29 protein-coding genes are annotated in these 26,040 nt (G+C 70.9%); 17 read left to right on the top strand and 12 right to left on the bottom strand.

All coding sequences use genetic code 11. The features are described from left to right. Positions 1-72 precede the first annotated feature (72 nt). Positions 73-723 (top strand): aminoacyl-tRNA hydrolase, encoded by a 651-nt coding sequence (gene pth, locus QTI20_RS11200; protein WP_183025478.1) that lies wholly within the window; start codon positions 73-75, stop codon positions 721-723. 44 nt (positions 724-767) lie between these two features. Continuing rightward, positions 768-1,196: a hypothetical protein gene (locus QTI20_RS11195; RefSeq protein WP_286556255.1), complete on the top strand. Its 429-nt coding sequence runs from the start codon at positions 768-770 to the stop codon at positions 1,194-1,196. 15 nt (positions 1,197-1,211) lie between these two features. On the opposite strand, the gene QTI20_RS11190 is transcribed toward QTI20_RS11195, so the two are convergent. Continuing rightward, the gene (locus QTI20_RS11190) at positions 1,212-1,493 is read right to left on the bottom strand and encodes a YfhL family 4Fe-4S dicluster ferredoxin (protein WP_286556253.1); all 282 of its coding nucleotides are present in this window, start codon (positions 1,491-1,493) and stop codon (positions 1,212-1,214) included. A gap of 62 nt (positions 1,494-1,555) precedes the next feature. On the opposite strand from QTI20_RS11190, the gene QTI20_RS11185 reads away from it, so the two are divergent. The 12 genes from QTI20_RS11185 to QTI20_RS11130 all read left to right on the top strand — a co-directional run bounded on the left by QTI20_RS11185 (position 1,556) and on the right by QTI20_RS11130 (position 13,977). Continuing rightward, positions 1,556-2,506 (top strand): ABC transporter permease, encoded by a 951-nt coding sequence (locus QTI20_RS11185; RefSeq protein ID WP_286556252.1) that lies wholly within the window; start codon positions 1,556-1,558, stop codon positions 2,504-2,506. Further along, the gene (locus QTI20_RS11180; protein WP_183025482.1) at positions 2,503-3,378 is read left to right on the top strand and encodes an ABC transporter permease; all 876 of its coding nucleotides are present in this window, start codon (positions 2,503-2,505) and stop codon (positions 3,376-3,378) included. Before QTI20_RS11185 ends, QTI20_RS11180 begins: the two co-directional genes overlap by 4 nt. Before the next feature lie 148 nt (positions 3,379-3,526). Beyond that, positions 3,527-4,516 carry an ABC transporter ATP-binding protein gene (locus QTI20_RS11175; RefSeq protein ID WP_286556251.1) on the top strand — a complete coding sequence of 330 codons (990 nt, stop codon included), beginning with the start codon at positions 3,527-3,529 and terminating at the stop codon, positions 4,514-4,516. Further along, positions 4,513-5,349, top strand: coding sequence for an ATP-binding cassette domain-containing protein (locus QTI20_RS11170; protein WP_286556250.1), 837 nt, complete (start codon positions 4,513-4,515; stop codon positions 5,347-5,349). The genes QTI20_RS11175 and QTI20_RS11170 overlap by 4 nt, the downstream gene beginning before the upstream one ends. 48 nt (positions 5,350-5,397) lie before the next feature. Beyond that, positions 5,398-6,885, top strand: coding sequence for an ABC transporter substrate-binding protein (locus QTI20_RS11165; protein ID WP_286556248.1), 1,488 nt, complete (start codon positions 5,398-5,400; stop codon positions 6,883-6,885). After that, positions 6,885-8,291 (top strand): amidase, encoded by a 1,407-nt coding sequence (locus QTI20_RS11160; protein ID WP_286556246.1) that lies wholly within the window; start codon positions 6,885-6,887, stop codon positions 8,289-8,291. The genes QTI20_RS11165 and QTI20_RS11160 overlap by 1 nt, the downstream gene beginning before the upstream one ends. A 16-nt stretch (positions 8,292-8,307) precedes the next feature. Beyond that, a complete protein-coding gene (locus QTI20_RS11155; protein ID WP_286574197.1) occupies positions 8,308-9,642 on the top strand; it encodes a tetratricopeptide repeat protein in 1,335 nt (444 codons plus the stop codon). Between the two features lie 74 nt (positions 9,643-9,716). Further along, positions 9,717-10,412, top strand: a complete 696-nt coding sequence (locus tag QTI20_RS11150) for a phosphoribosyltransferase (protein WP_286556244.1) — start codon at positions 9,717-9,719, stop codon at positions 10,410-10,412. 137 nt (positions 10,413-10,549) lie between these two features. Further along, positions 10,550-11,665 carry an ABC transporter substrate-binding protein gene (locus QTI20_RS11145; RefSeq protein WP_286556242.1) on the top strand — a complete coding sequence of 372 codons (1,116 nt, stop codon included), beginning with the start codon at positions 10,550-10,552 and terminating at the stop codon, positions 11,663-11,665. Further along, positions 11,662-12,429 (top strand): ABC transporter permease, encoded by a 768-nt coding sequence (locus tag QTI20_RS11140; RefSeq protein WP_286556241.1) that lies wholly within the window; start codon positions 11,662-11,664, stop codon positions 12,427-12,429. The genes QTI20_RS11145 and QTI20_RS11140 overlap by 4 nt, the downstream gene beginning before the upstream one ends. Positions 12,430-12,434: 5 nt before the next feature. Continuing rightward, a complete protein-coding gene (locus tag QTI20_RS11135; protein WP_286556239.1) occupies positions 12,435-13,271 on the top strand; it encodes an ABC transporter ATP-binding protein in 837 nt (278 codons plus the stop codon). After that, on the top strand, positions 13,243-13,977 hold the full coding sequence (locus QTI20_RS11130) for a GntR family transcriptional regulator (RefSeq protein ID WP_286556237.1): 735 nt from the start codon (positions 13,243-13,245) through the stop codon (positions 13,975-13,977). The genes QTI20_RS11135 and QTI20_RS11130 overlap by 29 nt, the downstream gene beginning before the upstream one ends. A gap of 16 nt (positions 13,978-13,993) precedes the next feature. Here QTI20_RS11130 and QTI20_RS11125 read toward each other — a convergent pair whose 3' ends face one another. After that, positions 13,994-14,689 carry a histidine phosphatase family protein gene (locus QTI20_RS11125; protein ID WP_286556235.1) on the bottom strand — a complete coding sequence of 232 codons (696 nt, stop codon included), beginning with the start codon at positions 14,687-14,689 and terminating at the stop codon, positions 13,994-13,996. Between the two features lie 61 nt (positions 14,690-14,750). Here QTI20_RS11125 and QTI20_RS11120 point away from each other — a divergent pair, with 61 nt between their 5' ends. Then, complete coding sequence (locus QTI20_RS11120) at positions 14,751-15,461, top strand: alpha/beta fold hydrolase (protein WP_286556233.1); 711 nt, start codon at positions 14,751-14,753, stop codon at positions 15,459-15,461. A 10-nt stretch (positions 15,462-15,471) separates the two neighbouring features. Here the strand turns inward: QTI20_RS11120 and QTI20_RS11115 are convergent, their stop codons facing one another. The 7 genes from QTI20_RS11115 to QTI20_RS11085 all read right to left on the bottom strand — a co-directional run bounded on the left by QTI20_RS11115 (position 15,472) and on the right by QTI20_RS11085 (position 20,133). Continuing rightward, positions 15,472-15,702, bottom strand: coding sequence for a hypothetical protein (locus tag QTI20_RS11115; RefSeq protein ID WP_286556232.1), 231 nt, complete (start codon positions 15,700-15,702; stop codon positions 15,472-15,474). Between the two features lie 113 nt (positions 15,703-15,815). Beyond that, on the bottom strand, positions 15,816-16,556 hold the full coding sequence (pxpA, locus tag QTI20_RS11110; RefSeq protein ID WP_286556229.1) for a 5-oxoprolinase subunit PxpA: 741 nt from the start codon (positions 16,554-16,556) through the stop codon (positions 15,816-15,818). 49 nt (positions 16,557-16,605) lie between these two features. Then, complete coding sequence (locus QTI20_RS11105; protein WP_286556227.1) at positions 16,606-17,625, bottom strand: 5-oxoprolinase subunit C family protein; 1,020 nt, start codon at positions 17,623-17,625, stop codon at positions 16,606-16,608. After that, positions 17,622-18,278, bottom strand: coding sequence for a 5-oxoprolinase subunit PxpB (gene pxpB, locus QTI20_RS11100; RefSeq protein WP_286556225.1), 657 nt, complete (start codon positions 18,276-18,278; stop codon positions 17,622-17,624). Before pxpB ends, QTI20_RS11105 begins: the two co-directional genes overlap by 4 nt. Next, a complete protein-coding gene (gene coaD / locus QTI20_RS11095) occupies positions 18,275-18,775 on the bottom strand; it encodes a pantetheine-phosphate adenylyltransferase (protein ID WP_183025499.1) in 501 nt (166 codons plus the stop codon). Before coaD ends, pxpB begins: the two co-directional genes overlap by 4 nt. A gap of 43 nt (positions 18,776-18,818) precedes the next feature. Continuing rightward, positions 18,819-19,469 carry an RsmD family RNA methyltransferase gene (locus tag QTI20_RS11090; protein WP_183025500.1) on the bottom strand — a complete coding sequence of 217 codons (651 nt, stop codon included), beginning with the start codon at positions 19,467-19,469 and terminating at the stop codon, positions 18,819-18,821. A gap of 34 nt (positions 19,470-19,503) precedes the next feature. Further along, positions 19,504-20,133, bottom strand: a complete 630-nt coding sequence (locus tag QTI20_RS11085) for a LysE/ArgO family amino acid transporter (RefSeq protein ID WP_286556223.1) — start codon at positions 20,131-20,133, stop codon at positions 19,504-19,506. Positions 20,134-20,209: 76 nt separating this feature from the next. On the opposite strand from QTI20_RS11085, the gene QTI20_RS11080 reads away from it, so the two are divergent. After that, the gene (locus QTI20_RS11080) at positions 20,210-21,109 is read left to right on the top strand and encodes a LysR family transcriptional regulator ArgP (protein ID WP_286556221.1); all 900 of its coding nucleotides are present in this window, start codon (positions 20,210-20,212) and stop codon (positions 21,107-21,109) included. 4 nt (positions 21,110-21,113) lie between these two features. On the opposite strand, the gene QTI20_RS11075 is transcribed toward QTI20_RS11080, so the two are convergent. Then, a complete protein-coding gene (locus QTI20_RS11075) occupies positions 21,114-22,469 on the bottom strand; it encodes a M16 family metallopeptidase (RefSeq protein WP_503011461.1) in 1,356 nt (451 codons plus the stop codon). A 17-nt stretch (positions 22,470-22,486) separates the two neighbouring features. Next, complete coding sequence (locus QTI20_RS11070; protein WP_286574195.1) at positions 22,487-23,938, bottom strand: M16 family metallopeptidase; 1,452 nt, start codon at positions 23,936-23,938, stop codon at positions 22,487-22,489. Positions 23,939-23,967: 29 nt separating this feature from the next. Here QTI20_RS11070 and ftsY point away from each other — a divergent pair, with 29 nt between their 5' ends. Next, positions 23,968-25,164, top strand: a complete 1,197-nt coding sequence (ftsY, locus tag QTI20_RS11065; RefSeq protein ID WP_286556218.1) for a signal recognition particle-docking protein FtsY — start codon at positions 23,968-23,970, stop codon at positions 25,162-25,164. Positions 25,165-25,171: 7 nt separating this feature from the next. Here ftsY and QTI20_RS11060 read toward each other — a convergent pair whose 3' ends face one another. Further along, complete coding sequence (locus QTI20_RS11060) at positions 25,172-25,561, bottom strand: FHA domain-containing protein (protein WP_286556217.1); 390 nt, start codon at positions 25,559-25,561, stop codon at positions 25,172-25,174. Positions 25,562-26,040: the final 479 nt, after the last annotated feature.

The following is a 26,040-nucleotide window of genomic DNA, read 5'->3' as shown; positions in this document are numbered from 1 at the left end:
CTTCTCTGCCCTGCAGGACAACGGCCCGCCTCGTGCGGGCCGTTTTCTTTGGGGGCCCACGATAATCACGCCATGATCAAGTTGTTCGTCGGCCTGGGCAACCCGGGCCCGGAGTACGAAGCCACGCGGCACAACGCGGGCTTCTGGTGGATCGACGCACTGGCGCGCGACCTCAAGGTCACGCTGGTGCCCGAGCGCGGCTATCACGGCTTCGTGGCGCGCGCGACGGTGAACGGGCGGCCGGTCTGGCTGCTCGAGCCGCAGACCTTCATGAACCTCTCGGGCAAGTCGGTGGCGGCGCTCGCGCGCTTCTTCAAGATCGAGCCCCAGGAGATCCTCGTAGTGCACGACGAACTCGACGTCGTGCCCGGCCAGGTCAAGCTCAAGTTCGGCGGCAGCCACGCGGGCCACAACGGCCTGCGCGACATCCATGCGCAGCTGGGCACCGGCGACTACTGGCGGCTGCGCATCGGCATCGGCCACCCGGGCGTGAAGTCCGAGGTGGTGAACTGGGTGCTCAAGAAACCGCTGAAGGAACAGCGCGAGGCCATCGACGACGCGCTCATCCGCACGCTGCATGCGGTGCCCGCGCTGCTGGCCGGCGAGATGGAGAAGGCCACGCTGCTGATCCACACCAGCAAGCCCCCACGCCCCAAACCGCCCCGGCGCGAGCCGGGCGAGGGGCCGGCAGGCGAAGGCGCGAGCGAGCCCGCCGCACCCTGAGCGCGGCGCCACCGAGCGACAGAGAAGGAAGGGAGAGACAAAAAATGAAAGTCCAGAGACTTCACCGCCCCATCGCCATCGCCTGCATCGCGATGGCGGCCACGACCCATGCAGCAGCCAGCACCTGGCGCTGCGGCAGCACCTACACCGACCAGCCCTGCCCAGGCGGCCAGGCCCTGCCCATGGATGCGGCACCGGGCACCGAGCGGGTGCGCGCCGCCGACGAGCAGGCGCGCCAGACGCAGGCCGCGGCCGCACGCATGGAGGCCGAACGCCTGCGCCGCGACAGGGAGCGCCCGGCGCTGGTCCATCTGCCCGCGCCCTCGGCCGCCAAGGCACCCGTCGAACCGCACCGGATCGCGGGCCGCAAGGGAAAGGGGCGCAAGGCCGACGATCTGTTCACCGCAGCCGGTCCCGGCACGGCCAAAGCCCCCAGGAAGAAAAAGGCCGCGAAGGCCCCAACCGCCGGCTGAAACCGGCGCGCGGGTTCAGGCCACGACCGGCGCGTCGCCCGCCGCGCCCTTGGCGGCCGTGAGCCGCTCGAACTTCATCCAGAGCGTGTCGCGCGCCTCGATATGCGCGGGATTGGTGGGAATGCACGCGACCGGGCACACCTGCACGCATTGCGGTTCGTCGAAGTGGCCCACGCATTCGGTGCACTTGTGCGGGTCGATCTCGTAGATCGACTCGCCCATGTAGATCGCGTCGTTGGGGCACTCCGGCTCGCACACATCGCAGTTGATGCATTCGTCGGTGATCATCAGAGCCATGGCTGAATTATCCGCTGCGGGCATGCTTGTTGCGGGAGTCGGGTTATGCTGCGCCCCGCCCCATGAGTCTGTTTCTATTCAAGCGCTTCGCGACACTGATCGGTACGCTGATCGGTGCCTCCATCATCGTCTTCCTGGTCCTGGAAATCCTGCCCGGCAATGCCGCGCAGCTGCTCCTGGGCCCTGATGCGCCGCCCGACGCCGTCGCCGCCCTCGCGACGCAGCTCGGGCTCGACCAGCCGGCCTGGACCCGCTACTGGCACTGGATCGGCGGCCTGCTGACCGGCGACCTCGGCAACAGCTACGCCTACAGCTCGCCGGTGCTCGACCTGATCCTCGAACGGCTCGCGCTGACCGTGCCGCTGGCGGTGATGGCGATGGCGCTGACCACCGTGCTCGCGCTGCTGGTCGGCGTGACCGCCGCCGCGCGCCACAACAAGCTGGGCGACGTGGGACTCATGAGCCTCACGCAGGTGGGCATCGCGATCCCGAACTTCTGGTTCGCGATCCTGCTGATCCTGGTGTTCTCGGTGCAGCTCAAGTGGTTCTCGGCCGGCGGCTTCGACGGCTGGGGCGAAGGCGTGTTTGCGGGCATCAAGTCGCTGCTGCTGCCTGCCCTGTCGCTGGCCGTGGTGCAGGCCGCGATCCTGGCGCGCATCACGCGCTCGGCCGTGCTCGAGGTGATGCGCGAGGACTTCGTGCGCACCGCGCGCGCCAAGGGCGTGTCGCAGCGCATGGTGCTCTGGACGCACGTGCTGCGCAACGCGATGATCCCGGTGATCACGGTGATGGGCATGCAGTTCTCCGAGCTGCTGGCCGGCACCATCGTGGTGGAGAACGTGTTCTACCTGCCCGGCCTGGGCCGCCTGATCTTCCAGGCCATCAGCAACCGCGACCTGGTCGTGGTGCGCAACTGCGTGATGCTGCTGGCCGCGCTGGTGGTGATCGTCAATTTCGTGGTCGACGTGCTCTACGCCGTGATCGACCCGCGCATCAAGGCTTCAGACATATGAGCGCGCTCCCCACCTTGGCGCCCACCGCCATGAAGGTGCCCGGCTTCTGGCGCCGCGCGCTGCACCACCGCAGCTTCGTCATCGGCGCGGTGCTCACCCTGCTGCTGCTGCTGGCCGCCGCCGTCTCGCTGGTCTGGACCCCCTGGTCGCCCTACGAGATGGACATGGCGAGCAAGCTGCAGGGGCCGAGCCTCTCGCACTGGCTGGGCACCGACCCCTTCGGCCGCGACGTGGCCTCGCTGCTGCTGGTGGGCGCGCGCGCCTCGATCCTGGTGGGCCTGATCGCGGTCGGCATCGGCCTGGTGGTGGGCACGGCGCTGGGCCTGCTCGCGGCCGCGCGGCGCGGCTGGGTCGAGGAAGCCATCATGCGTTTCAGCGACTTCTCGCTGGCCTTCCCCGCGATCCTGTCGGCCATCATGATGACGGCGGTGTTCGGCCCGGGCATCGTCAATGCGATCGTCGCCATCGGCATCTACAACATCCCGACCTTCGCGCGCATCACGCGCGCCTCGGCCAATGCGATCTGGTCGCGCGAGTACATCGCGGCGGCGCGCGCCTGCGGCAAGGGCGGCTTCTCGATCACGCTGCAGCATGTGCTGCCCAACATCTCGGCGGTGCTGATCGTGCAGATCACGATCCGCTTCGCGATCGCGATCCTGGCCGAGGCCGCGCTCTCCTACCTGGGCCTGGGCACGCAGCCGCCGCAGCCCTCGTGGGGCCGCATGCTCGCCGAAGCCCAGACCCTGATGTTCCAGGCACCGCTGCTGGCGGTGTTCCCCGGCCTGGCGATCGCGCTCGCGGTGCTCGGCCTCAATCTGCTGGGCGACGGATTGCGCGATCTGCTCGACCCGCGGCTGGCGAGGGCACGCTGAATGAACACGGACATCCGAACGCAGAGGACGCGAAGATTTCGCAAAGAACGCAGAAAAGACATCGAGATTCTTGCTGCGCCTCTTTTGCGACTTCCGCGACATCTCTGCGCCCTCTGCGCCCGGCTGCCCGATCCCGCTTTCTGACCCCATGCCCCTCCTCGAAGTCAAAGACCTCCACATCGGCCTGCAGACGCAGCGCGGCCCGGCCGAGGCCGTGCGCGGCATCGATTTCACGCTCGAGCGCGGCGAGACGCTGGGCATCGTGGGCGAATCGGGCTGCGGCAAGTCGATCACCGTGATGTCGCTCATGGGCCTGCTGCCCGCGAGCGCCAAGGTCACGGGCAGCATCAAGTTCGACGGCACCGAGCTCGTCGGCTTGGGCGAGAAGGCCATGTGCCGCATCCGCGGCAACCGCATCGGCATGATCTTCCAGGAGCCGATGACGGCGCTGAACCCGGTCCACACCATCGTGCGCCAGATCGGCGAGCCGCTGCGGCTGCACCGCGGGCTCACCGGCGCCGCGGCGCGCGCCGAGGTGCTGGCGCTGCTCGAACGCGTCGGCATCCCCGACCCGGCCTCGCGGCTCGACGCCTATCCGCACCAGTTCTCCGGCGGCCAGCGCCAGCGCATCGGCATCGCGATGGCGCTGGCCTGCGGGCCCGACCTGCTGATCGCCGACGAGCCCACCACCGCGCTGGACGTGACGATCCAGAAGCAGATCCTCGACCTGATCCAGGGCTTGGTGGCCGAGCGCGGCATGGCGCTGATCCTGATCTCGCACGACCTGGGCGTGATCGCGCAGAGCGTCTCGAAGATGGCCGTGATGTACGGCGGCAGCATCGTCGAGAGCGGCCCGACCGACACCCTGTTCGCGGCCCGCGCCCACCCCTACACCCAGGGCCTGTTCGCGGCCCGCCCCGCGCTGGGCGCCCCGCGCGGCACGCGGCTCGCGACCATCCGCGGCAGCGTGCCCGAACTTGTCGACCTGCCGCGCGGCTGCCCCTTCGCGGGCCGCTGCCGGCTCACGGTCGATGCCTGCCACACCACGCGCCCGCCCGCCACGCTGCTGCCGCACGGCCACCTGGCGCGCTGCCTGCGGCTCGACGAGGCGCTGGCCACCGAGGAGGCCGTGGCATGACGACCCCCACCGCAACCACGCCCCTGCTCGAAGTCACCGACCTGGTGCGCCACTACGCGCTGCCGCGCGAGAAGCTGTTCGCGCCGCCGCCGCTGGTGCAGGCGCTCAACGGCGTGAGCTTCCGTGTCGAGGCCGGACGCAGCCTGGGCATCGTCGGCGAATCGGGCTCGGGCAAATCGACCATCGCGCGCCTCGTGATGGCACTCGACCAGCCCACCTCCGGCAGCGTGAAGCTGCTGGGCCGCGACCTGCACCGGCTGCCGCGCGCCGAACTGCGCACCGCGCGGCGCGACCTGCAGATGGTGTTCCAGGACCCGTACGGTTCGCTCGACCCGCGCCAGACCGTGGGGCGCATCGTGGCCGAGCCGCTCGAAGCCCTGGCCGAGACCAGCCGCAGCGAGCAGCGCGAACGCGCGGCCGAATCGCTGGCCGCCGTGGGCCTGCGCAGCACCGACCTGGGCAAGTACCCGCACGAGTTCTCCGGCGGCCAGCGCCAGCGCATCGCGATCGCGCGCGCGCTGATCACGCGGCCCAAGCTGATCGTGGCCGACGAGCCGGTGAGCGCGCTCGACGTGTCGGTGCAGGCGCAGGTGCTCAACCTCATGCAGGACCTGCAGCAGCAGTTCGGCATCAGCTACCTGCTGATCAGCCACGACCTCGCGGTGGTCAACCACCTGTGCGACGAGGTCTGCGTGCTGCACCGCGGCGTGGTGGTCGAGCGCGGCGAACCGCTGCGGCTGTTCGCCCACGCCGAGCACCCCTACACGCAGGCGCTGCTGGCGGCCGTGCCGCGCGCCGAGCCCCCGGTGCGCGCGCGGGCACAGCCCGCTTGATATAAGGTCTGCACTTTCCTTCTTCCTGTCTTTGCCTGGAGCCTGCCCATGTTGAAACGCCGTACCGTCCTCACCGCTTCCGCCGCGACCGCGGTGGCCTCGGCCCTGCCGACCTTCGCGCTCGCACAGAACCGCAAGGACGCGATGGTGCTGGGCATGACGCTCGAACCCACGGGCCTGGATCCGACGACCAGCGCGGCCGTGTCGATCTCTGAAGTGGTGCTCTACAACATCTTCGAGACGCTGACCAAGATCAACCCCGACGGCAGCGTGACGCCGTTGCTGGCCGAGAGCTGGGACATCTCGCCCGACCTCAAGACCTACACCTTCCGCCTGCGCAAGGGCGTGAAGTTCCAGAACGGCGAGCCCTTCAACGCGCAGACGGTGAAGTTCGCCTTCGAGCGCGCGGGCAACGAGAAGAGCACCAACAAGGACAAGCGCACCTTCGCCAACATCGGCGTGCAGGTGATCGACGAGCACACGGTGGTGCTGCTCAACAAGGAAATCGATCCCGACTTCCCCTTCGTGCTGGGCCAGGCCACCTCCATCATCGTGGAGCCCAAGAGCGCCGACACCAACGCGGCCAAGCCCATCGGCACCGGCCCCTACAAGCTCGACACCTACAACAAGGGCGCCTCGCTGGTGCTCAGCAAGTGGGACGGCTTCCGCAACCCGGCGCAGGCCAAGCTCAACAGGATCACCTTCCGCTTCATCTCCGACCCGGCCGCGCAGGCCGCGTCGCTGCTGGCCGGCGACGTCGACGCGTTCCCGCGCGCGGCCACCCGCATCGTGGCGCAGTTCAAGAACAACCCGCAGTTCCAGACCATCCTGGCCGGTTCGCGCGCCAAGACCATCCTGGCGATCAACAACGCCAAGAAGCCGCTGGACGACGTGCGCGTGCGCCGCGCCATCCTGGCCGCGCTCGACCGCAAGGCGATCATCGAAGGCGCGGCCGACGGCTTCGGCACGCCCATCGGCAGCCATTACGTGCCCGGCGCGCCGGGCTATGTCGACACCACCGGCGTCAACCCCTTCGACATCGAGAAGGCCAAGAAGCTGTTGGCCGAAGCCGGCGTGAAGACCCCGCTCGAACTCACCATGACGCTGCCGCCGCCGCCCTACGCGCGCCAGGGCGGCGAGATGGTCGTGGCCCAGCTGGCCAAGATCGGCATCGTGGTCAAGGTGCAGAACGTCGAGTGGGCGCAGTGGCTCAGCGGCACCTACGGCAGCAAGAACTACGACCTGTCGATCGTCTCGCACGTCGAGCCCTTCGACCTGGGCAACTACGCCAAGTCGGACTACTACTGGGGCTACCAGTCCAAGCCCTTCGTCGCGCTGTTCGACAAGATCAAGACCACGGGCAACGTGACCGAGCGCAACAAGCTGCTGGGCGACGCGCAGAAGATGCTCGCGGCCGATGCGGCCAACGGCTTCCTGTTCCAGCCGCAGTTCCCGACCATCGCCAAGAAGAACGTCAAGGGCCTGTGGAAGGAACTGCCGATCTTCGCCAACGACCTGTCCGCCCTCTCCTGGTGATGACCCGGCCGCTGCACGACCTGAGTGCCGCCGAACTGGGCGCGGCCTACCGCGACGGCAGCCTGTCGCCGGTCGAGGTGACGCAGTCGGTGCTCGACCATGTGGCGCGCTGGGAGCCGCAGCTGGGCGCGACCTGGCTGCTGCGGCCCGACGCCGCGCTCGAGCAGGCGCGCGCCTCCGAGGCGCGCTGGCGCAGCGGCGAAGCGCGCGGTCCGCTCGACGGCGTGCCGACCACGATCAAGGAAAACATCGCCACCAAGGGCGACCCGCTGCCGGCCGGCACCGCGGCCGTCACGCTGCGCCCGGCCGCGGCCGATGCGCCGCCCGCGGCCCGGCTCAAGGAAGCCGGCGCGGTGATCGTGAGCAAGACCACCATGCCCGACTACGGCATGCTGTCCTCGGGGCTCTCGAGCTTCCACACGCTGGCGCGCAACCCCTGGGACCTGCGCAAGACCCCCGGCGGCTCCAGCGCCGGCGCGGGCGCGGCGGCGGCCGCGGGCTACGGCCCGCTGCACATCGGCACCGACATCGGCGGCTCGCTGCGCCTGCCCGCGGGCTGGTGCGGCATCTTCACGCTCAAGCCCAGCCTGGGCCGGATCCCGATCGACCCGCCCTACATGGGCCGCGCCGCTGGACCGATGACCCGCACCGTGGCCGATGCCGCGCTGATGATGCAGGTGCTGTCCCGGCCCGACGCGCGCGACAGCATGAGCCTGCCCGCGCAGAACATCGACTGGTCGGCCTTCGCGGTCGATCCGGGCCACCTGCGCGGCCTGCGCATCGGCCTGCTGCTCGAAGCCGGCTGCGGCCTGCCGGTCGACCCGGAGATCCTGGCCGCGGTGAACGAGGCCGCGCGCCTGTTCGAGCGCGCCGGCGCCACCGTCGAGCCGATGCAGCCCTTCATGTCGCAGGCCATGCTCGACGGCATGGACCACCTGTGGCGCATGCGCTCCTTCGTCGACCTCAACGCGCTGCCGGGCGCGCAGCGCGCCAAGGTGCTGCCCTACATCCGCGCCTGGGCCGAGAGCGCCTCCGACTTCAGCGGCGACCACGTGTTCCGCGCCTTCAGCCAGTTCCATGCGACCCGCGTGGCCACGGTGGAGGCCTGCGCGCGCTTCGACTACGTGATCTCGCCGGTCTCGCCCAACATGCCGGCACCGGCCGAGGACCCCTCGCCCACCAACGACCCGCTGCGGCCGCTGGAGCACATCGGCTTCACCGTGCCCTACAACATGTCGGAGCAGCCGGCCGCCTCGGTCAACTGCGGCTACTCGGCCGCGGGCCTGCCCATCGGCCTGCAGATCGCGGGCAAGCGCTTCGACGACCTCGGCGTGCTGCAGGTGTCGCGCGCCTTCGAGCAGATCCGCGGCGCGCAGAAACCCTGGCCGCAACCGCCGGCGGACTGAAGCGGCGGAAAAAGCCATGCACGGCATCGACCTGCTCGGCAACCCCCTCACGCTGGACGATCCCGCCAGCCTCGGGCCGCTGAACGATTTCGTCGGCGGCTTCATCGCCTGCGAGGCCCGCGCCGCCAACGTGCTGGCCGCGGCGCAGGACCCCAGCCCGCTGGTGCAGGCGTATTGCGCCGCGCTGCACATGTTCGCCGAGTCGCGCGAGGCGGTGCCCAACGCCCGCCCCTTCCTCGACCGTGCACAGGCCGGCGCCGCGCGCGCCAGCGCACGCGAGCAGCGCTTCATCGCGGCCGTGGCCGCCTGGGTCGACGGCGACGTCGCGCGTGCGATCGCGCTGCACGAGGAACAGGCACGCGAACACCCGCGCGACCTGGTGTCGCTCAAGCTGGGCCAGTACCACTGCTTCAACCTCGGCGACTGCCCGGGCATGCTGCGGCTCGCGCTGGCGGCGCTGCCGGCCGCCGCCGACGTGCCCTACCTGCACGGCATGCTGGCCTTCGGCCACGAGCAATGCCACCGGATGCGCGAGGCCGAGGCCAGCGCGCGCCGCGCCATCGCGATGTGCCGCAAGGAGCCCTGGGCCCACCATGCGCTGGGCCATGTGATGCTCACCGAAGGCCGGCTCGCCGAAGGCCTGGACTTCATGCGCGGCGTCAGCGACAGCTGGACCGGCCTCAACTCCTTCATGGTCACGCACAACTGGTGGCATGTGGCGCTGTTCCTGATCGACCTGGGTCGCGACGCCGAGGCGCTGGACGTCTACGACACGCAGGTCTGGGGCGTGGTCAAGGACTACACGCAGGACCAGATCGGCGCGGTCTCGCTGCTGGCGCGCTTCGAGCTGGCCGGCATCGACGTCGGTGGCCGCTGGCACGACGTGGCCGGGCATCTGGAGACGCGGCTCGACGACCATGTGCTGCCCTTCCTCGACCTGCAGTACCTCTACGGCCTGGCGCGCGCCGGCCGGCCCGAGGCCGACACGCTGCTGCGCGGCATCGAGGCCTTCGCACCCACCGCACCGCCCGCCACGCGCGCCGCCTGGGAGCGCGTCTGCGTGCCGGCCGCGCGCGGCCTGCTGGCGCACGCGCGCGGCGACATGGCCGGGGCCATCGAGGGCTTGGGCCTGGCGCTGCCGCGGCTGATCGAGATCGGCGGCAGCCACGCCCAGCGCGACCTGTTCGAGCAGGCCTGGCTCGCGGCCCTGATGCGCGAGAGCAGCGAGCGCTCGCTGACCATGGCACAGGGCTTGCTGCAGCCGCAGGTCAACGGCCAACCCGAATCGCTGCGCCTGCGCCGGCAGCTGGCGCAGGTGTATGCGGGGCTGCGGCTGCCGCTGCCCGCCTGACCGGTCCGGCAAAGCAGCTATAACGGGGCCCGCGCTCCGGCGCGCGCCACCCTCGGCCTTTCATTCTTCGCTCCATGACCCCGCATTTCACCGAAGCCACCACCGGCTACTGGCAACAGCTCCTCGACGCCGGCACGCTCGCCCGGCCCGAGGCCCCCTGGCAGCACGGCTACCCGGCGCGCCTGCCCGACGGCCGCGTGCTGATGCTGCCGATCCGCCAGCTGGCGGCCGACCCGACCCAGGCCGTGGCCTCGCTGATCTGCAACCAGGCCTCGCTCGAGGTCATCGAAACCCTGGGCCGGATGCTGGCCGAGAAGCTGGCGCCGCTGCAGCCCGACGTGGTGATCGGCATCCCGACGCTGGGCCTGACCTTCGCGCCCATCGTGGCGCGCCATCTGGGCCACGCGCGCTACGTGCCCATGGGCTACTCGCGCAAGTTCTGGTACGACGAGGCGCTGTCGAGCGAGGTGCAGTCGATCACCACGCCCACGGCCGGCAAGCGCGTCTACCTCGACCCCAACCTGCTGCCGCTGGTGCGCGGCAAGCGCGTGGTGCTGGTCGACGACGCGGTCAGCAGCGGCAGCACGCTGAAGGCGCCCTGGCGGCTGATCGAGTCGCTCGACGCCGAGGTGCTGGCCTGCGGCGTGGCCATGCTGCAGGGCCGGCGCTGGCAGCGGACGCTGGGGCCCGAACGCGCGGCCCGCCTGGTGGGCGTGTTCGACAGCCCGCTGCTGCAGGCCGTGCCCGACGGCTGGGTCGAGCGCAGCTAGCCTCCCCTCGTCCGACGCGCGCAGGTGGTACGCAACCTGCTTGCCCGAACACGCCCCCTGGGGCGTATCTCGTTTCGTATACATTTTTGGTGCGCCGCAGCAACATCGCGCGGTGGCCGAGCCCTTCTGGAGTCCCCATGTCCTCGATCCCCACGACCTTCGCCTCTTCTTCCCTGTCGCGCCGCCGCCTGCTCCAGGCCGCGGGCGCCGCTTCGGCCGCCAGCCTGCTGGCCGCGCCGGCCTTCGCCCAGACCCGGGCCATGAGCATCACCCTGCCCTGGGTGGTCAACGGCTCCAACTACTGGCCGCTGGTCGGCAAGGAGCTGGGCTACTTCAAGAAGCGCGGCATCGACCTGACGGTTTCGCGCGGCAACGGCTCGGTGGCGGCGGCCCAGGCCGTGGCCAACAAGCAGTTCGACTTCGGCGTGGTGTTCTTCGGCGGCACGCTGGTCAACATCGCGCGCGGCCTGCCGCTGCAGGCGCTGGCCACGGTCGGCTACGACGCGCTGATGGGCAACCTGGTGCTGGCCGATTCGCCGATCCGCGGCCCCAAGGACTTCGAAGGCAAGCGCGTGGGCACGGTCGCCACCTCGGCCGAATCGCCCTACTGGAGCGCCTACGCGGCCAAGACCGGCATCGACCTCGCCAAGGTCACGCGCCAGCAGCTCGACGCCCGCCTGATCGAGCGCGCGCTGATGGAAAAGCAGGTCGACGCGATCACCGCCATTGGCTCCTCGAGCATCCCGGTGCTGGACTCGCTGGGCGTCAAGACCCGCTTCATCCCCTGGGCCAAGGCCGGCGTGCAGCTCTATGCCTCGCAGATCATCGCGCGCCGCGAGACCATCGACGCCGACCCGGGCCTGTGCCGGGCCATGGTCGACGCGATCCTCGAGTCGGCGGTCTACACGCTGAAGAACCCGCAGGCCTCGCTGGACATCCTCTACAAGGCGCAGCCCGAGATTGCCATGGCCAAGGGCGGCAAGGAGAACGCCGCCATCGCGCAGGGCCTGGCGCAGGCCACCATGGTCGCGCCCGAGGCGATCCAGAACGGCATGGGCTACAGCAGCATCCCGACGCTGGCCGGCATGATCGCGCTCGCGGCCAAGGCCGGCGCGCTCACGGCCGACGCCAAGCCGCTGCGCCCCGAGGACCTGGCGACCAACCGCTTCGTCGGCAAGATCAGGCTCAGCACGTCCGAATGGGACGCGATCCGCAAGAACGTGGCGCCCTACAACGCCATGCTGGGCTCGTGAGTTCGAGCGCGCAAGACAGCGCCTTCCGCCGCATCGGCCTGCCGCTGCTGTTCGCCCTCGGCACCCTCGCGCTGTGGGAGGCCGCGGTGCGCTTCTTCGCCATCCGCGAGGTGCTGCTGCCCACGCCGAGCGCGATCGGCGCGCGGCTGGTCGAGACCTTCCCGCTGCTGATGCAGCACGCCTGGCCCACGGTGTGGGAAAGCGTGGCCGGCTTCGCCATCGCCTCGGTGCTGGGCGTGGCGCTGGCCGCGCTGCTGAGCGCCTCGGGCCTGATGCGCAGCATGCTGTACCCGAACGTGGTGCTGTTCCAGCTGATCCCCAAGATCGCGCTGGCGCCGCTGTTCATCGTCTGGCTGGGCATCGGCTTCCAGTCGCGCCTGACCTTCTCGGTCTTCATCAGCTTCTTCCCGGTGGTGATCGCCGCGCTGGCCGGCCTGGACAACGTCGACAAGTCGCTGCTGCGGCTGTGCCGCGCGCTCACCGCCTCGAGCTGGCAGGTGTTCTGCTCGGTGCGGCTGCCGCACGCGCTGCCCTATGTGTTCAGCGGCATGAAGATCGCGACCACCTTCGCCATCATCGGCGTGATCGTGGGCGAGTTCATCACCTCGCAGGCCGGCCTCGGCTACCTCATCCTTTTCGCTTCCTCGCAGGCCGACACGGCGCTGATCCTCGCGGCCATCGTGGTGCTGTGCGGCTTCGGCCTGCTGTTCTACGGCGCGGTGGCGCTGCTCGAGCGCTGGACCCAGAAGGTGTTCGGCGAATGACGACGATGACTTCCTCCCCCTCCTGGCTGCAGGCCACCTCCGTCGCCGCCGACCGCGACGCCAGCTACCTCTCGGTGCAGGGCGCGCGCAAGACCTACGACACGCGCAACGGCCAGGTGCATGCCGTCGAAAGCGCCGACTTCGACATCGACGAGGGCGACTTCGTGAGCCTGGTCGGCCCCAGCGGCTGCGGCAAGAGCACGCTGATGTCGATGATCGGCGGGCTCGAGACCCCGAGCGCCGGCCGCATCCGCGTGGGCGGCAGCCCCGTCACCGCGCCGCGCCGCGACTTCGGCTACGTGTTCCAGGATGCGACCCTGCTGCCCTGGAAGACGGTGTTCGACAACGTGCTGTTCCCGATCCGCACGCAGAAGCGCCCGGTGGCCGACTACCTCGCCGAGGCCGAGCGGCTGCTGCGCCTGACCGACCTCTGGGCCTTCCGCGACAAGCGGCCGGCCGAGCTCTCGGGCGGCATGCGCCAGCGGGTGGCGATCTGCCGCGGGCTGATCAACGACCCGCAGCTGCTGATGATGGACGAGCCCTTCTCGGCGCTCGACGCGATCACGCGCGACGACATGAACCTCGCGCTCGCGCAGCTCTGGGACCAGGTGCACAAGACTGCGGTCTTCATCACCCACAGCATCCGCGAGGCGGTGTTCCTGTCGGACCGCGTGCTGGTGATGAACGCGCGGCCTTCGCGCATCGTGGCCGACATCCGCGTGCCCTTCGCCCGGCCGCGCCGCGCCGAGATGCAGGAAGAACCGCTGTTCAACGAGATCTGCGGCTTCGTGCGCGACAAGATCCACGAAGGCCATGGCACTCGTCAGCCCGCGTCCGCCTGAGGCGATCCGCACCGCCGACACGCCGCTGCAGGCGCTGGTGCGCGCGCACCGCGAAGCCGGCGGCGGCCGGCTGTCGACCGACGCCATCGTGCGCCTGCTGCAGGAGGCGATCGTGCGCGGCCTCTTCGCGCCGGGCCAAGCGCTGCGCCAGGACGAGCTGGCCGCGCTGTGCCACGTCAGCAAGATCCCGGTGCGCGAGGCGCTGCGCACGCTCGAGGCCAACGGCTTCGTCGAGCTGCTGATGAACCGCGGCGCGGTGGTCAAGGCGCTCACGCTCGACCAGCTGCGCGACGCCTTCGAGCTGCGCATGATGGTCGAGCCGCACCTGATGCGCACCGCCGCACCGCTGCTGAGCGCGACCGACCTCGACGAGGCCGAGCAGCTGGTCGCGGCGATGGACGACGCGGGCCATGCCTGGGCCTTCAGCGAACTCAACGGCCGCTTCCACGACCTGCTCTACCGCGCGGCCGACAAGCCGCTGTCCAAGCAGATCCTCGCGATGCTGCAGGGCCACATCCAGCGCATGTCCTTCATGCAGCTCTCGCTCGCGGGCTTCAACCGCAGCTCGAACGAGGACCACCGGCTGATCCTCGCGGCCTGCCGCGGCGGCGACGCCGAGGCCGCGGCGCAGGCCGTGGCCGCGCATGTGGAAGGCGTGAAGGACATCGTGCTCGACCTCTACGCGCGGCACCACGCGCGCGGCTGAAAAGGCCGACCCGCGATCAGGTCGACTTGAGGTGCCGGCGCTGGTCGTAGTTGGGCTGCGCCGGCAGGTCGGCCAGGTGCTGGGTGTCGGCCCAGTCGAGGATCTCGATCTGCGCCGGGTTCGCCGGATCGGCGAGGCGGATGCGGTTGATGCCCGCGTTCGGGATGTCGCTCTGGCGCGGGCCGTTGAGGCCCAGGCCGCGCGCGGTGCGCCACACCATGTCGAGCACGCCGCCGTGCGTGACCACCAGCAGCCGCCGGCCCGCGTGCGCGGTCGCGAGCGCGCCCAGCGCGCCCAGGATGCGCGCATGGAACTGCAGCGGCGATTCGCCCTCGGGCATGGCGTGGTCCTCGCGGAACTCCAGCCATTGCTCCCAGGCGCGCGGATGCAGCTCGCGGATGTCCTCGGCGCGCAGCCCCTCGACCACGCCGAAGTGCTGCTCGCGCAGCGCGGCCTGCGTCACCACCGGCAGCGCCAGCTGCTGCGCGGCGGGCGCGGCGGTCTGCTGGGCGCGCAGCAGGTCGCTGCAGAAGAACAGGTCGACCGGCTCGCCCGCCAGCCGCAGGCCGAGCCGGCGCGCCTGCTCGTGGCCGGTGTCGTTGAGCGGGATGTCGATGTGGCCCTGGAAGCGCAGTTCGCGGTTCCAGTCGGTCTCGCCGTGGCGGATCAGGATGAAGTCGGTGGGGGTGGAAGGCGGTGTGGATGTGGTCATGGCTGCGGGCTATTGTCTCCGCATCGCATGCAGACCCCGCGGCTTCGCGGACAATGGCGCGATGCCCCGTCTAGTCCTCTTGCCCGGCCTCGCCTGCGACGAGCGCCTCTGGCAGGCCCAGCGCCCTGCCCTCCCGCCCCGCTTCGATGCCCGCGTGAGCGATGTGCACACCCGGCACGAACGCATCGAGCACATGGCCGCGGCCGTGCTGGCCGAGAACGAGGGGCCGCTGATCCTGTGCGGCGCCTCGCTGGGCGGCATGGTCGCGATGGCCGCCGCGCAGCAGGCGCCCGAGCGCGTCGTCGGCCTGGCCCTGCTGGGCACCAGCGCACGGCCCGAGACGCCCGAGATGTTCCAGCTGCGCGAATTGGCGATCGAGATGTTCGAGCGCGGCGAGGCGCGCGAACTGATCGAGCTCAACGCCAACTTCGCGCTGCATCCTGCCCAGGTGGCCGACAAGGCGCTGGTGCGCCGCTACGTGGAGATGGTGCTCGACGCCGGCGTGACGCAGCTGGTGCGCCAGAACCGCGCCGCCATGCAGCGGCCCGATGCGCGCCGCCACCTGCCGGCCGTGCGCTGCCCGGTGCTGGTGCTGTGCGGCGACGGCGACAAGCTCACGCCGCCCGAATGCAGCAGCGAGATCGCGGGGTTGGTGCCGCAGGCCGAGCTGCAGTGGATCACCCAGGCCGGCCACATGCTCACGATGGAGCAGCCGGCGCAGGTCAACGCGGCGCTGCTTCACTGGCTGCGCCGCTGGAGCGCGGACGCTTGAACGTCACCGTTCAACCGACGGCCGCGCCGACGCCGCGCGGGCCGTCGGGCCCGCCCAGTGCGCGCAAGGCCGCGAAGCCGGCCACCAGCGCATCGCCATAGCTGTCGTAGTCGCGTTCGGCACTGCGCAGCAGCGCGTAGTGGGCGAACACGCTTTTCTCGCCCGTGCCCTGGAGGATCACCCAGCCGTAGCGGTGCTCCGGCCTCTCGCGCACGCTCAGTGCGAGGTCTCGCAGTTCCATGTTGACAACTCCCTGTCGATTCTTGTGGCGCACTTTTTAGCCGCTGGGCGCGGCGCCATCAAGGTCATCCTTCACGCTTCGGGCCCGCAGGGCCGCGCGCGCAAGGAGCGGGATCAGGTGCAGGCCATGACCGCGATGCCTTCGCGCTCGAGCGCGTCGCGGATGCGCCGCGCGAAGGCCAGCGCGTGCGCGCCGTCGCCGTGCAGGCACACGCTCTGGGCGTTGAGCGCGACCAGGCTGCCGTCGATGGCCCGGACCTGGTGTTCGCGCACCAGCGACAGGGTCTGGGCCAGCGACTGCGCCTCGTCCTCGATCAGCGCGCCGGGCTGGCCGCGCGGCACCAGGCTGCCGTCGGGCATGTAGCCGCGGTCGGCGAAGACCTCTTCCACCGGCCGCAGGCCGGCCCGCTCGGCGGCCTGGATCATGCCGCTGCCGGCCAGGCCGAAGAAGCGCAAGGCCGGATCGAAATGGCGCACCGCGTCGCACAGCGCATCGGCGAGCGCGGGCTCCTTGACCGCCTGGTTGTAGAGCGCGCCATGGGCCTTGACGTGGGCCAGCGTGCCGCCTTCGGCCTTGACGATCGCGGCCAGCGCACCGATCTGGTAGAGCACGCCGGCGACGATCTCCTCGGGCGGCAGTTGCATGGCCGTGCGGCCGAAGTTGGCGCGGTCGGGGAAACTCGGGTGCGCGCCGATCGCCACCTTGTGGTCGATGGCCCAGCGCACGCACTGGCGCATGGTCATCGCATCGCCCGCGTGCCAGCCGCAGGCGATGTTGGCCGAGCTCACGAGCTTCAGAAGTTCTTCGTCGCTGCCGGCGCCTTCGCCGAGGTCGGCGTTCAGATCGATCTGCATGGGATGCTCCTTCGAAACGATTCTGCGCCGAGCCCGGCCGGCCCGCGCGTCAGCCGGGATGCGGTCGGCCTGCGGGCCATCCGCTGGCCGCCAGGCCCTGCGCCACCTGCGCCAGGTAGCGCTGCTGCGCGGCCCAGGCCTGGGTCGCCTCGGCCACGTCGGTCCTGAGCAGCCGCAGCGTGCCGCCCAGCGGCGCCTGGGCGAGCTTCCAGAGGTCGGCCCGGATCACCACGCCGATGCGCGGGTAGCCGCCCGTGGTCTGGGCATCGCCCATGAGCACGATGGGCTGGCCCGACGGCGGCACCTGCACCGTGCCGGGCACCACGCCCGAGGACAGCATGTCGCCCGCGCGGCGGCGGGCCAGCACCGGCCCTTCGAGCCGGCTGCCCATGCGGTTGCTCTGCGGCGTGAGGCGCCAGGGCTCGCGCCACAGCGCCGCGACCGAGGTGGCGGTGAACAGCTCGCACTCGGGGCCGGGCATCACGCGCAGCGCGATCGCGTCGCCGAGGTCGGCCTGGCCTTCGAGCGTCCAGGCGGGTGTGCGCACGCCGAAGGCGCGCCGCGCACGCTGGGCCGCGTCGAGCGGACTCGGGCCCAGCGGCAGCCGGTCGCCCTTCTTCAGGGGGCGGCCCTGGTGGCCGCCGAAGCCGGCCTTGAGGTCGGTGCTGCGCGAGCCCAGCACCGGCGCCACGTCGATGCCGCCGGCCACGGCCAGCCAGCTGCGCACGCCCTTCTTGCCGGCCGCGGAAGCGTTGGCGCCGCCCAGCACCACGCGCTGGCCTGCCGACACCGGCGTGCTCCAGCCCGGCCGCAGCGGCAGGCCGTCGAGGCGGGCGTCGAAATCGTCGCCGGCCAGCGCGATGCGCGTGTCGGTCTCGAAGCGGAATTCGCAGGCGCCCAGCGTGAGTTCCAGGCCCGCGGCGCCGTCGGCATTGCCGACCAGCCGGTTGGCCAAGGTGAGCCCCAGCGCATCGAGCGCGCCGCCCGGGCAGATGCCGCGCTCGCGATGGCCGTGGCGCCCCAGGTCCTGCACCGAGGCCAGCATGCCGGGCTTGAGGACGACGATCATGGGAGCTCCACGCTCTCGACCACGAAGCGCACGCGGTCGCCCGCGCGCAGCAGCGTCGGCTCCTCGGCCGTGGGATCGAACAGGGTCAGCGAGGTGCGGCCGATCAGCTGCCAGCCACCGGGCGATACCAGCGGGTAGATGCCGGTCTGCGCGCCGCCGATGCCCACCGAGCGCGCCGGCACCGCGGTGCGCGGCTCGGCGCGGCGCGGGGTCGCGAGCTCGGGCGCCAGCCCGCCCATGAAGGCGAAGCCGGGCAGGAAACCCAGCAGGTAGACCACGTACTCGCCGGCGCTGTGGCGGCGCACCACCTCGGCCGGCGTGAGGCCGGTGTGGGCCGCGACCTCGCCCAGGTCCGGGCCGTGCTCGCCGCCGTAGGCCACGGGGATCTCGACGGTGCGGCCGTCGACGGCCGCGGCATCGAGTTGCGGCCAGGCGGCCAGCACCTGGATCTCGAGCTCGGCCGCGTCGACCTGCAGCGGGTCGAACAGCAGTGTGAGGTTGTTCATGCCGGGCAGCACTTCGTGCACCGCGGGCCATTGCCGGGCCTCGCGCGCCAGCGCCCAGATCTTCTGCTGCTGTGCCAGCGTGGCCGGTGCCGGCAATTCGCACAGCAGCGCGGCATCGCCCAGGGGATGAAGCCGCGGCGGCGTCATTCCCCGCCGAGACTGCGCACCTTGGCGACCAGCTTGTCCTGCACGAAAGGCGAGACGAACTTGTCGACCTCGCCGCCCAGCATCGCGATCTCGCGCACGAAGGTGCTGGAGATGAACTGGTACTTGTCGCTCGGCGTCAGGAAGACGGTCTCGACGTCGGGCATCAGCGAACGGTTCATGCCGGCCAGCTGGAACTCGTAGTCGAAGTCGGTCACGGCGCGCAGGCCGCGCACCATGGCCTTGCCGCCGCGCGCCACGACGAAGTCGCGCAGCAGGCCGGCGAAGCTCTCGACCTTGACCTGGTCGCTGTAGGGCGCCACCGCCTCCTGCGCCATCTCGATGCGCTCCTGCAGGGAGAACAGCGTCTTCTTGTGATGACCCGCCGCCACCGCCACGATGACGTGCGAGAACAGCTGGGTGGCCCGCCGAACCACGTCTTCGTGGCCGAGCGTCATGGGGTCGAATGTGCCGGGGTAGACCGCGATCACGCTGGACATCGTGCGAACTCCTTGTGCAGCCATTGCCGCATGAATCGGCGGATTATGCAGTCGGCGCTTCGGCCGCCCGGAGCAGGTGCGCATGCACCGCCCCGGCCTTGAGATGGCGGAAGCCCGCCAGGCCCAGGGCCGCGAGCTCCTCGTCGGGCCACTGGCGCGGCGCCTCGAGGTAGACCGCGCCGCCGGGCTGCAGCGCCCGCGCGGCCGCGCGCAGCGCCGGTTCGTAGAGCGCGGGGTTCTCGAAGGGCGGATCGAGCAGCACCAGGGTCAGGCTGCCGGCCGGCACGCGCTCCAGCGCGGTCACGCCGTGGCCGCGCTCGATGCGCACCGCATCGGCCGAGAGCTTGGCCTTGGCCTTCTGCAGTTGGGTGACGAGTTCGGGATCCTGCTCGCACAGCAGCACCGAGGCCGCGCCGCGCGAGGCCGCCTCGAAGCCCAGCGCGCCCGTGCCCGCGAAGGCATCGAGGCAGTGCCAGCCGGGCAGCTCGCCGCCGCCCGCACCGGCCAGGCTCGCGAGCCAGTTGAACAGCGTTTCGCGCACCCGGTCGGGCGTGGGCCGCAGGCCGGGCTTGTCGGCCACGGCCAGGCGCGTGCGCTTCCACTGGCCGCCGATGATGCGGACTTCGTGCGGGCGCTTGTCGTGTTTGGGGACCTTGGGGGTCGCGGATGTCGCTGGGGAAACCTTCTTCTTCATGCGGCGAGCTTAACGGCAGCCGGGCACCCTGCGCTCAGCCGGCCGACAGACCGTGCCGCAGCAGCAGCCAGGCGAGCAGCAGCATGGTGCAGCCGATCGCCCCATCGACCCACTGCCAGGCCCGCGGCCGCTCGAACCAGGGCGCGAGCAGCCGCGCGCCGAAGCCCAGCGCGCTGAACCACAACGCGCTCGCGAGCGCCGCGCCGGCCACGAAGCCGGCGCGCGCCGGGCCCGCGTACTGCGCGCCGGTGCCGCCGACGAAGAGCACGGTGTCGAGGTAGACATGCGGGTTCAGCAGCGTGAAGGCAGCGGCCTGGGCCAGCACCGCGCGGCGCGAGGCGGCGCCGCGGCCCGCCTCGACCAGGCCGCCCTGCACCCGGCGCGCGCGCCACAGGCTGCGCAGGCCATAGGCCGCGAGGAAGGCCGCTCCCGCGAAGGCCATCGCCGCGGCCAGGCCGGGCCGCCCCTGCAGCAGCTGCGCCATGCCCAGCACACCGAGGGCGACCAGCAGCGCGTCGCCCAGCGCGCAGAAGACCACGACCGCCATCACATGCTCGCGGCGCAGGCCCTGGCGCAGCACGAAGGCGTTCTGGGCGCCGATCGCGACGATCAGCACCAGGCTCATGGCGAAGCCGTGCGGGAGGGCGGAGAGGGGATTGGACATGGGCTGCGAGTGTCCCGATGGCATCGCATGAAGGCAAACTAAGATTGCTTCACCTTGATTAGAGAAACTTAAGACCATGCTCGACTACGCCGCCCTGCATGCGCTCGCCGCGGTGGTACGCGAGGGCAGCTTCGAACGCGCGGCGCGCACGCTCCATGTCACGCCCTCGGCGGTCTCGCAGCGCCTGAAGGCGCTCGAGGAGCGGCTGGGCATCGCGCTGGTGCTGCGCGGCACGCCCTGCACCGCGACCGAGGCGGGCCGCCACCTCTGCCGCCATGCCGAGCGCGTGCAGCTGCTCGAGCACGAACTGGGCGCGCGGCTGCCCGCCCAGCCTTCGGTCGACGCGGAACGCATGACGCTGCGCATCGCGGTCAATGCCGACAGCCTCGCCACCTGGTTCGTGCCCGCGATGGCGGCCTTCGCGGGGCAGACGCCCGTGTTGCTCGACCTGGGCGTCGACGACCAGGACCACACGGCCGAACGGCTGCGCAGCGGCGACGTGCTGGCCGCCGTGACGGCCATGGCGAAGCCCGTGAGCGGCTGCAACAGCAGCGCGCTGGGATCGATGCGCTATGTGGCGGCGGCCAGCCCGGCCTTCGTGCAGGCGCACTTCGCGGACGGCGTGCATGCGCGTTCGCTGGCGCGCGCGCCCAGCCTGGTCTTCGACCGCAAGGACCGGCTGCAGTCGCGCTGGATGCGCCGCCTCTGCCCGCGCGGGGTCGAGGCGCCGCGCCATTGGCTGCCCTCGCCCCAGGCCTTCGCCGAGGCGGCCTGCGCGGGGATGGGCTGGGGCATGCACCCGCGCAGCCTGATCGCGCAGGCGCTGCGCGAGGGCACGCTGGTCGAGCTGGTGCCCGACACGCCGATGTCGGTGCCGCTCTACTGGCAGCAGGCGCGCGGCGCGCCGCCGCTGCTCAAGCGGCTGGCCGAGGCGGTGTTCCAGGCGGCGCGCAGCGGGCCGCACACGCTGGACTGATCCGTCAGGGCTTGGCGCCGACCACCACCGTCACCATGCGCTGCGGCTGCAGCTTGCGCGCGAAGGCGGCCTTGACGTCGGCCACGGTCACGGCGTTCATGCGCGCGGTCCAGGTGTCGAGGTAGTCCAGCGGCAGGTCGTTCCAGGCGATGTTGGCCACGTTGCCCAGCAGCTTGCGGTTGCTGTCGAGCAGCAGCGGGAAGCCGCCGATCAGGTTGTCCTTGGCCGCCTTGAGCTCGGCCTCGGTCGGGCCGTCGGCCACGAATTTCGCCATCACCTCGCGCGACACCTTCACGGCCTCGTCGGCCTGGTCGGGCCGGGTCTGGAAGCCGACGCGGAAGGCGCCCGCGTGCAGGCCGGGCGAGAAGCCGCTGTAGATGCCGTAGACCAGTCCGCGCTTCTCGCGCACCTCGTTCATCAGGCGCGAGACGAAGCCGCCGCCGCCCAGGATGTAGTTGCCGATGGTCAGCGCGAAGTGGTCGGGGTCGCGCCGCGGGTAGCCGGGCTGGCCGATCATCACGTGGGCCTGGGCCGAGGTGAAGGGAATGCGCTCTTCCGCGGGCGCGCTCAGCGCCGCGACCTCGGGCACCGGCGGCAGCGCGGCGCAGGCGCCGTCCTGCACCGACAGCCGCGACAGCAGCCGCGTGGCGATCGCATCGGCCTGCGCGCGCGTGACCGCGCCGACGATGCTGAGCTTGGCCCGGCAGGGCTGGATCAGCTGCGCCTGGCGCGTGCGCATCATGTCCACGTCGATGGTCGCGAGCGTGGCCTCGGTCGTGTCCTGGCCGTAGGGATGGGTGCCGTAGAGCGCCTGCGCGAAGGCGCGCGCGGTGACGGTGCCGGGCTTGGTGTTGGCCTCCTTGAGCGCGGCGACGATCTGCTCGCGCTCGCGCTGCCAGACGTCGGCCGGGAACGAGGGCTCGCCGATCTCGCGCGCGGCCAGCGCCACCGCCTTGTCGAGCAATGCCGGATCGGACAGCGTGCGCAGCGAGAAGCTGGTGCGCTCGGGGCCGGCGCCGGCGTCGAAGTTCGCGCCCAGGTCGGCCCAGGCTTCGCCCAGCATGTTCTCGTCGAGCGCCGGGCCGGCATCGCTGGCGCGCACGCCCTTCTGCACCATGCCCGCGCTCGCGGCGGCCAGGCCGGCCTGCGCGGCCGGGTCGCGGCGGCTGCCGGCATCGAAGTCGACCTGCACGTCGACGATGGGCAGCGCATCGGTCGCGGCCAGGTAGACCTTGGCGCCGTTGGGCAGCGTCCAGTGCTGGATGGGAATGGCGGCCTGGGCGTTGAGCGCGGCCAGCAGGCCGACGCTCGCGAGCACGGCGGCGCCGGCGATCTTCTTCATCATCATCAGGTTGGGCATGGGGCGGCGTCTTTCGTTCAGCGCAGAGCGCCCTCGGGCACGGCGGGATTGCGCGGCCGGCTGTTCTTCTCGGGCGGCAGCGGCCGCAGCGTGGCGACGGTGAGCTGGTCGTCGCCGAAGTACTTGCCGGCCACGGCCTTGACCTGCTCGGCGGTGACGGCCTGCAGCCGCGCGACGATGCGCGCGCTGGCGTCCAGCGGCAGGCCCTGCACCCAGTTGCTGCCCAGCTCACGCGCCTGCGCCATCACCGAGTCGAGCTTGTAGGTCTGGCTCGCGACCCATTGCGTCTTGACGCGGGCCAGCTCGGCCGCTTCGACGCCGTCGCGCGCCACGCGGGCCACTTCGGCACGCAGCGCGGCCTCGACCGCCTCGGGCGTCTTGCCGGCGGCCGGCACGCCGTCGAGTTCGAACAGCTGCGGGCCGCGACCGACGATGCCCGCATAGGAGCCGGCGCTGTCGGCCACGCGGTCGGGGCGCTGCGTCAGCGCGCGGTCCAGGCGTGCGCCGGGGTAGCCGTCGAGCAGCGCCGACAGCACCACCAGGGGCCAGACGTCGCTGTCGCCGTCCAGGCTCTCGAGGCGCGGTGCGCGGAAGGCGAGCGAGACGTAGGCCTGCTCGGCCGGCGCCTTGAAGTCCACGCGCCGGATGCCGCGCTGGGCGGGCTCGGTGCGCGGCTTGCGCACGGGCACGGCGCGCGCGGGGATGCGGCCGTAGTACTTCTCGGCCAGCGCACGCACGCGTGCGACGTCGACGTCGCCGGCCACCACCACCACGGCATTCGACGGCACATACCATTCGCGGTGGAAGGCGCGCACGTCCTCGGGCGTCATCGCATCGAGGTCGCTCATCCAGCCGACCACCGGGCGCCGGTACGGCGAGGCGATGAAGACCGCGGCATTCTGCTGCTCGCCCAGCAGCGCGCGCGGCTGGTCTTCGGTGCGCATGCGGCGCTCTTCCTTGACCACCTCGATCTCGCGTTGGAACTCGATGTCGGGCCACTGGTTGTTGGCGAAGCGATCGGCCTCGAGCTTCATCACCTGCTCCAGCTTGTCGGTCGGGATCTGCTGGTAGTAGCCGGTGGCGTCGCGCATGGTGAAGGCGTTCTCCTGCCCGCCCAGCGCCGCCACCTGGCGCGAGAACTCGCCCGGCTTGAGCAGCTTGCTGCCCTTGAACATCATGTGTTCGAGCGCATGTGCGACACCGGAGGTGCCGTCCACCTCGTCCATCGACCCGACCCGGACCCACAGCATGTGGACCGCGGTGGGCGCGCGGCGATCGGGCTGCACGATCAGCGTCAAGCCATTGGCGAGGGTGAAGGTCTGGGCCTTGTTCGCGAGGGCGGCGGGCGTCGCGGTGGCGGAAGACGGCGGGGCGGAGGGCTGGGCCAGAACGGGCAGGGTGCCCAGCGCAGCGAGCGCCAGGGCCAGCACCGCACCAGACGCTGTGCGACGTGGCGAGAGGTGTTTCATAGAATGGGTCGGATTGTAAAAACCATCTGATGTTCAGTTTCTTCAAGAAAAAACCGGCCGAGGCCGTTCCGCCCCCCGCGCCAGCGGTCGACGTGCCGCCCGCGCCTGCGCCCGCCACTATCGCACCGGTGCCGCCGCCGGCGGCCAAATCGGTGTTCTCGCCATCGACCTGGTTCAAGAGCGATGCGCCGGTGCCACCGCCACCCCCGGTCAGTGTCCCTGCGCCCGTGGCGGTGCCCGCACCGGCCGCCGCGCCTGTCGCGGTACCCGCCGCAGCGCCTGCGCCGATTCAGGCCCCCGCGCCCGTGGCCGCGCCACCCGCGCCCTCGCGCACAGGCTGGCTCGACAAGCTCAAGACAGGCCTGCGCAAGACCGGCACCGGCATCCAGGCGGTGTTCGTCAACGCGCAGATCGACGAGGCGCTCTACGAGGAGCTCGAAGCCGCGCTGCTGATGGCGGACACCGGCGTCAAGGCCACCGAATTCCTGCTCGAGGACCTGCGCGGCCGCGTCAAGCGCCAGATGGCGACCGACGCGCAGCAGGTGCGCCGCCTGCTCGGCGAGGCCATCGCCGACCTGCTGCGCCCGCTCGAGAAGCCGCTGGTCATCGGCCGCCACACGCCCACCGTGATCATGGTCGCGGGCGTGAACGGCGCCGGCAAGACCACCTCCATCGGCAAGCTCACCAAGCACCTGGCGACCGAAGGCGCCTCGGTGCTGCTGGCCGCGGCCGACACCTTCCGCGCCGCGGCGCGCGAGCAGCTGCTGGTCTGGGCCGACCGCAACACGGTCGAGATCGTCAGCAACGAGGGCGGCGATCCGTCGGCCGTGAGCTTCGATGCGGTGAATGCCGGCAAGGCCCGTGGCAAGGACGTGGTGCTGGTCGACACGGCCGGCCGCCTGCCCACGCAGCTGCACCTGATGGACGAGCTCAAGAAGATCAAGCGCGTGGTCACCAAGGCGGACGCCACCGCCCCGCACGAGGTGCTGCTGGTGATCGACGGCAACACCGGCCAGAACGCGCTGGCGCAGGTGCGCGCCTTCGACGAGACGCTGGGCCTGACCGGGCTGATCGTGACCAAGCTCGACGGCACCGCCAAGGGCGGCGTGCTGTGCGCGATCGCGCGCGAGCGGCCGATCCCGGTATATTTCATCGGTGTGGGCGAAAAGCTGGAAGACCTCGAGACCTTCGACGCCCGCGAGTTCGCACAGGCCCTGCTGGGCTGAGCCCGCTTCAACGGCCTGGCGTCAGGATCCGGGCGAAGGTGGCGCGTTCGAGGCTGCCTGCGCGGCTGTCCACCGCCAGGCTCAGCGTGGCGACATCGGTTCGGCCGCTGCCATCGGCCAGGAATCGAAGCTGAACATCACCCAGCGCGATCAGGTCGCCGTTCTGGAGCATCTGCCGCCGGACCATGCGGCCGTTCACCCGCGTGCCATTGCTGCTGCCCAGATCGATGAGCACCGCGGCGTTGCCGGTGGCCTCGATGTCGGCGTGGCGCCGGCTGACCTTCGCACTGTCGAGCACCACCGCGTTGCGCGTGTCGCGCCCGATGCGTGTGTGCCCCGCCTGCAGGTCGACCTGCCGGGGCGCTCCCCCCTTCGTCATCACGATCAGCCTGTGCATGCGGGCCCTTTCTTCAGGATCGAAGGGCGCGCAAGTCCGGGCCCGGTGCGCACTGTGCCCTGGGGCTCAGGAACGACCAAGCAACAATTCCTCAGCTTGGCTCGAATTCGGCCCTGGCCTGTTCAGCGTGGGCCGTGACCCGGGGGCTTCGTGACGGATTTCATTGGCCCGTCCTTGCGGCGATGGAGGGGGTACGGTGGAGGCGACCGGGTCCGCCACCGAGGTGGTTTGCCATTGCGCGAGCGCCTTCAAGCGTGCACATGCATCCGCAGAGCTGCATCCGATGAATTTCGAATGGCAATACGAGGGTTGGGTGCAGTGTCACTGCGCTAGAAGAAGGGCCGTTATGAAAAATGCGCAGAGCGCATTTCCATTTCCCCAAAAAGAAAAGCCCCAACCGATTGGTTGGGGCTTGTCTAGGGCTGTAAGAGCCTGACGATGACCTACTTTCACACGGGAACCCGCACTATCATCGGCGC

This window comes from Variovorax sp. J2P1-31 (genome assembly GCF_030317215.1).
In the GTDB taxonomy this organism is placed as follows: Bacteria; Pseudomonadota; Gammaproteobacteria; order Burkholderiales; family Burkholderiaceae_C; genus Variovorax.
Note: the sequence above shows the minus strand (reverse complement) of the source record. Positions and strands in the feature narration are given on the sequence as shown.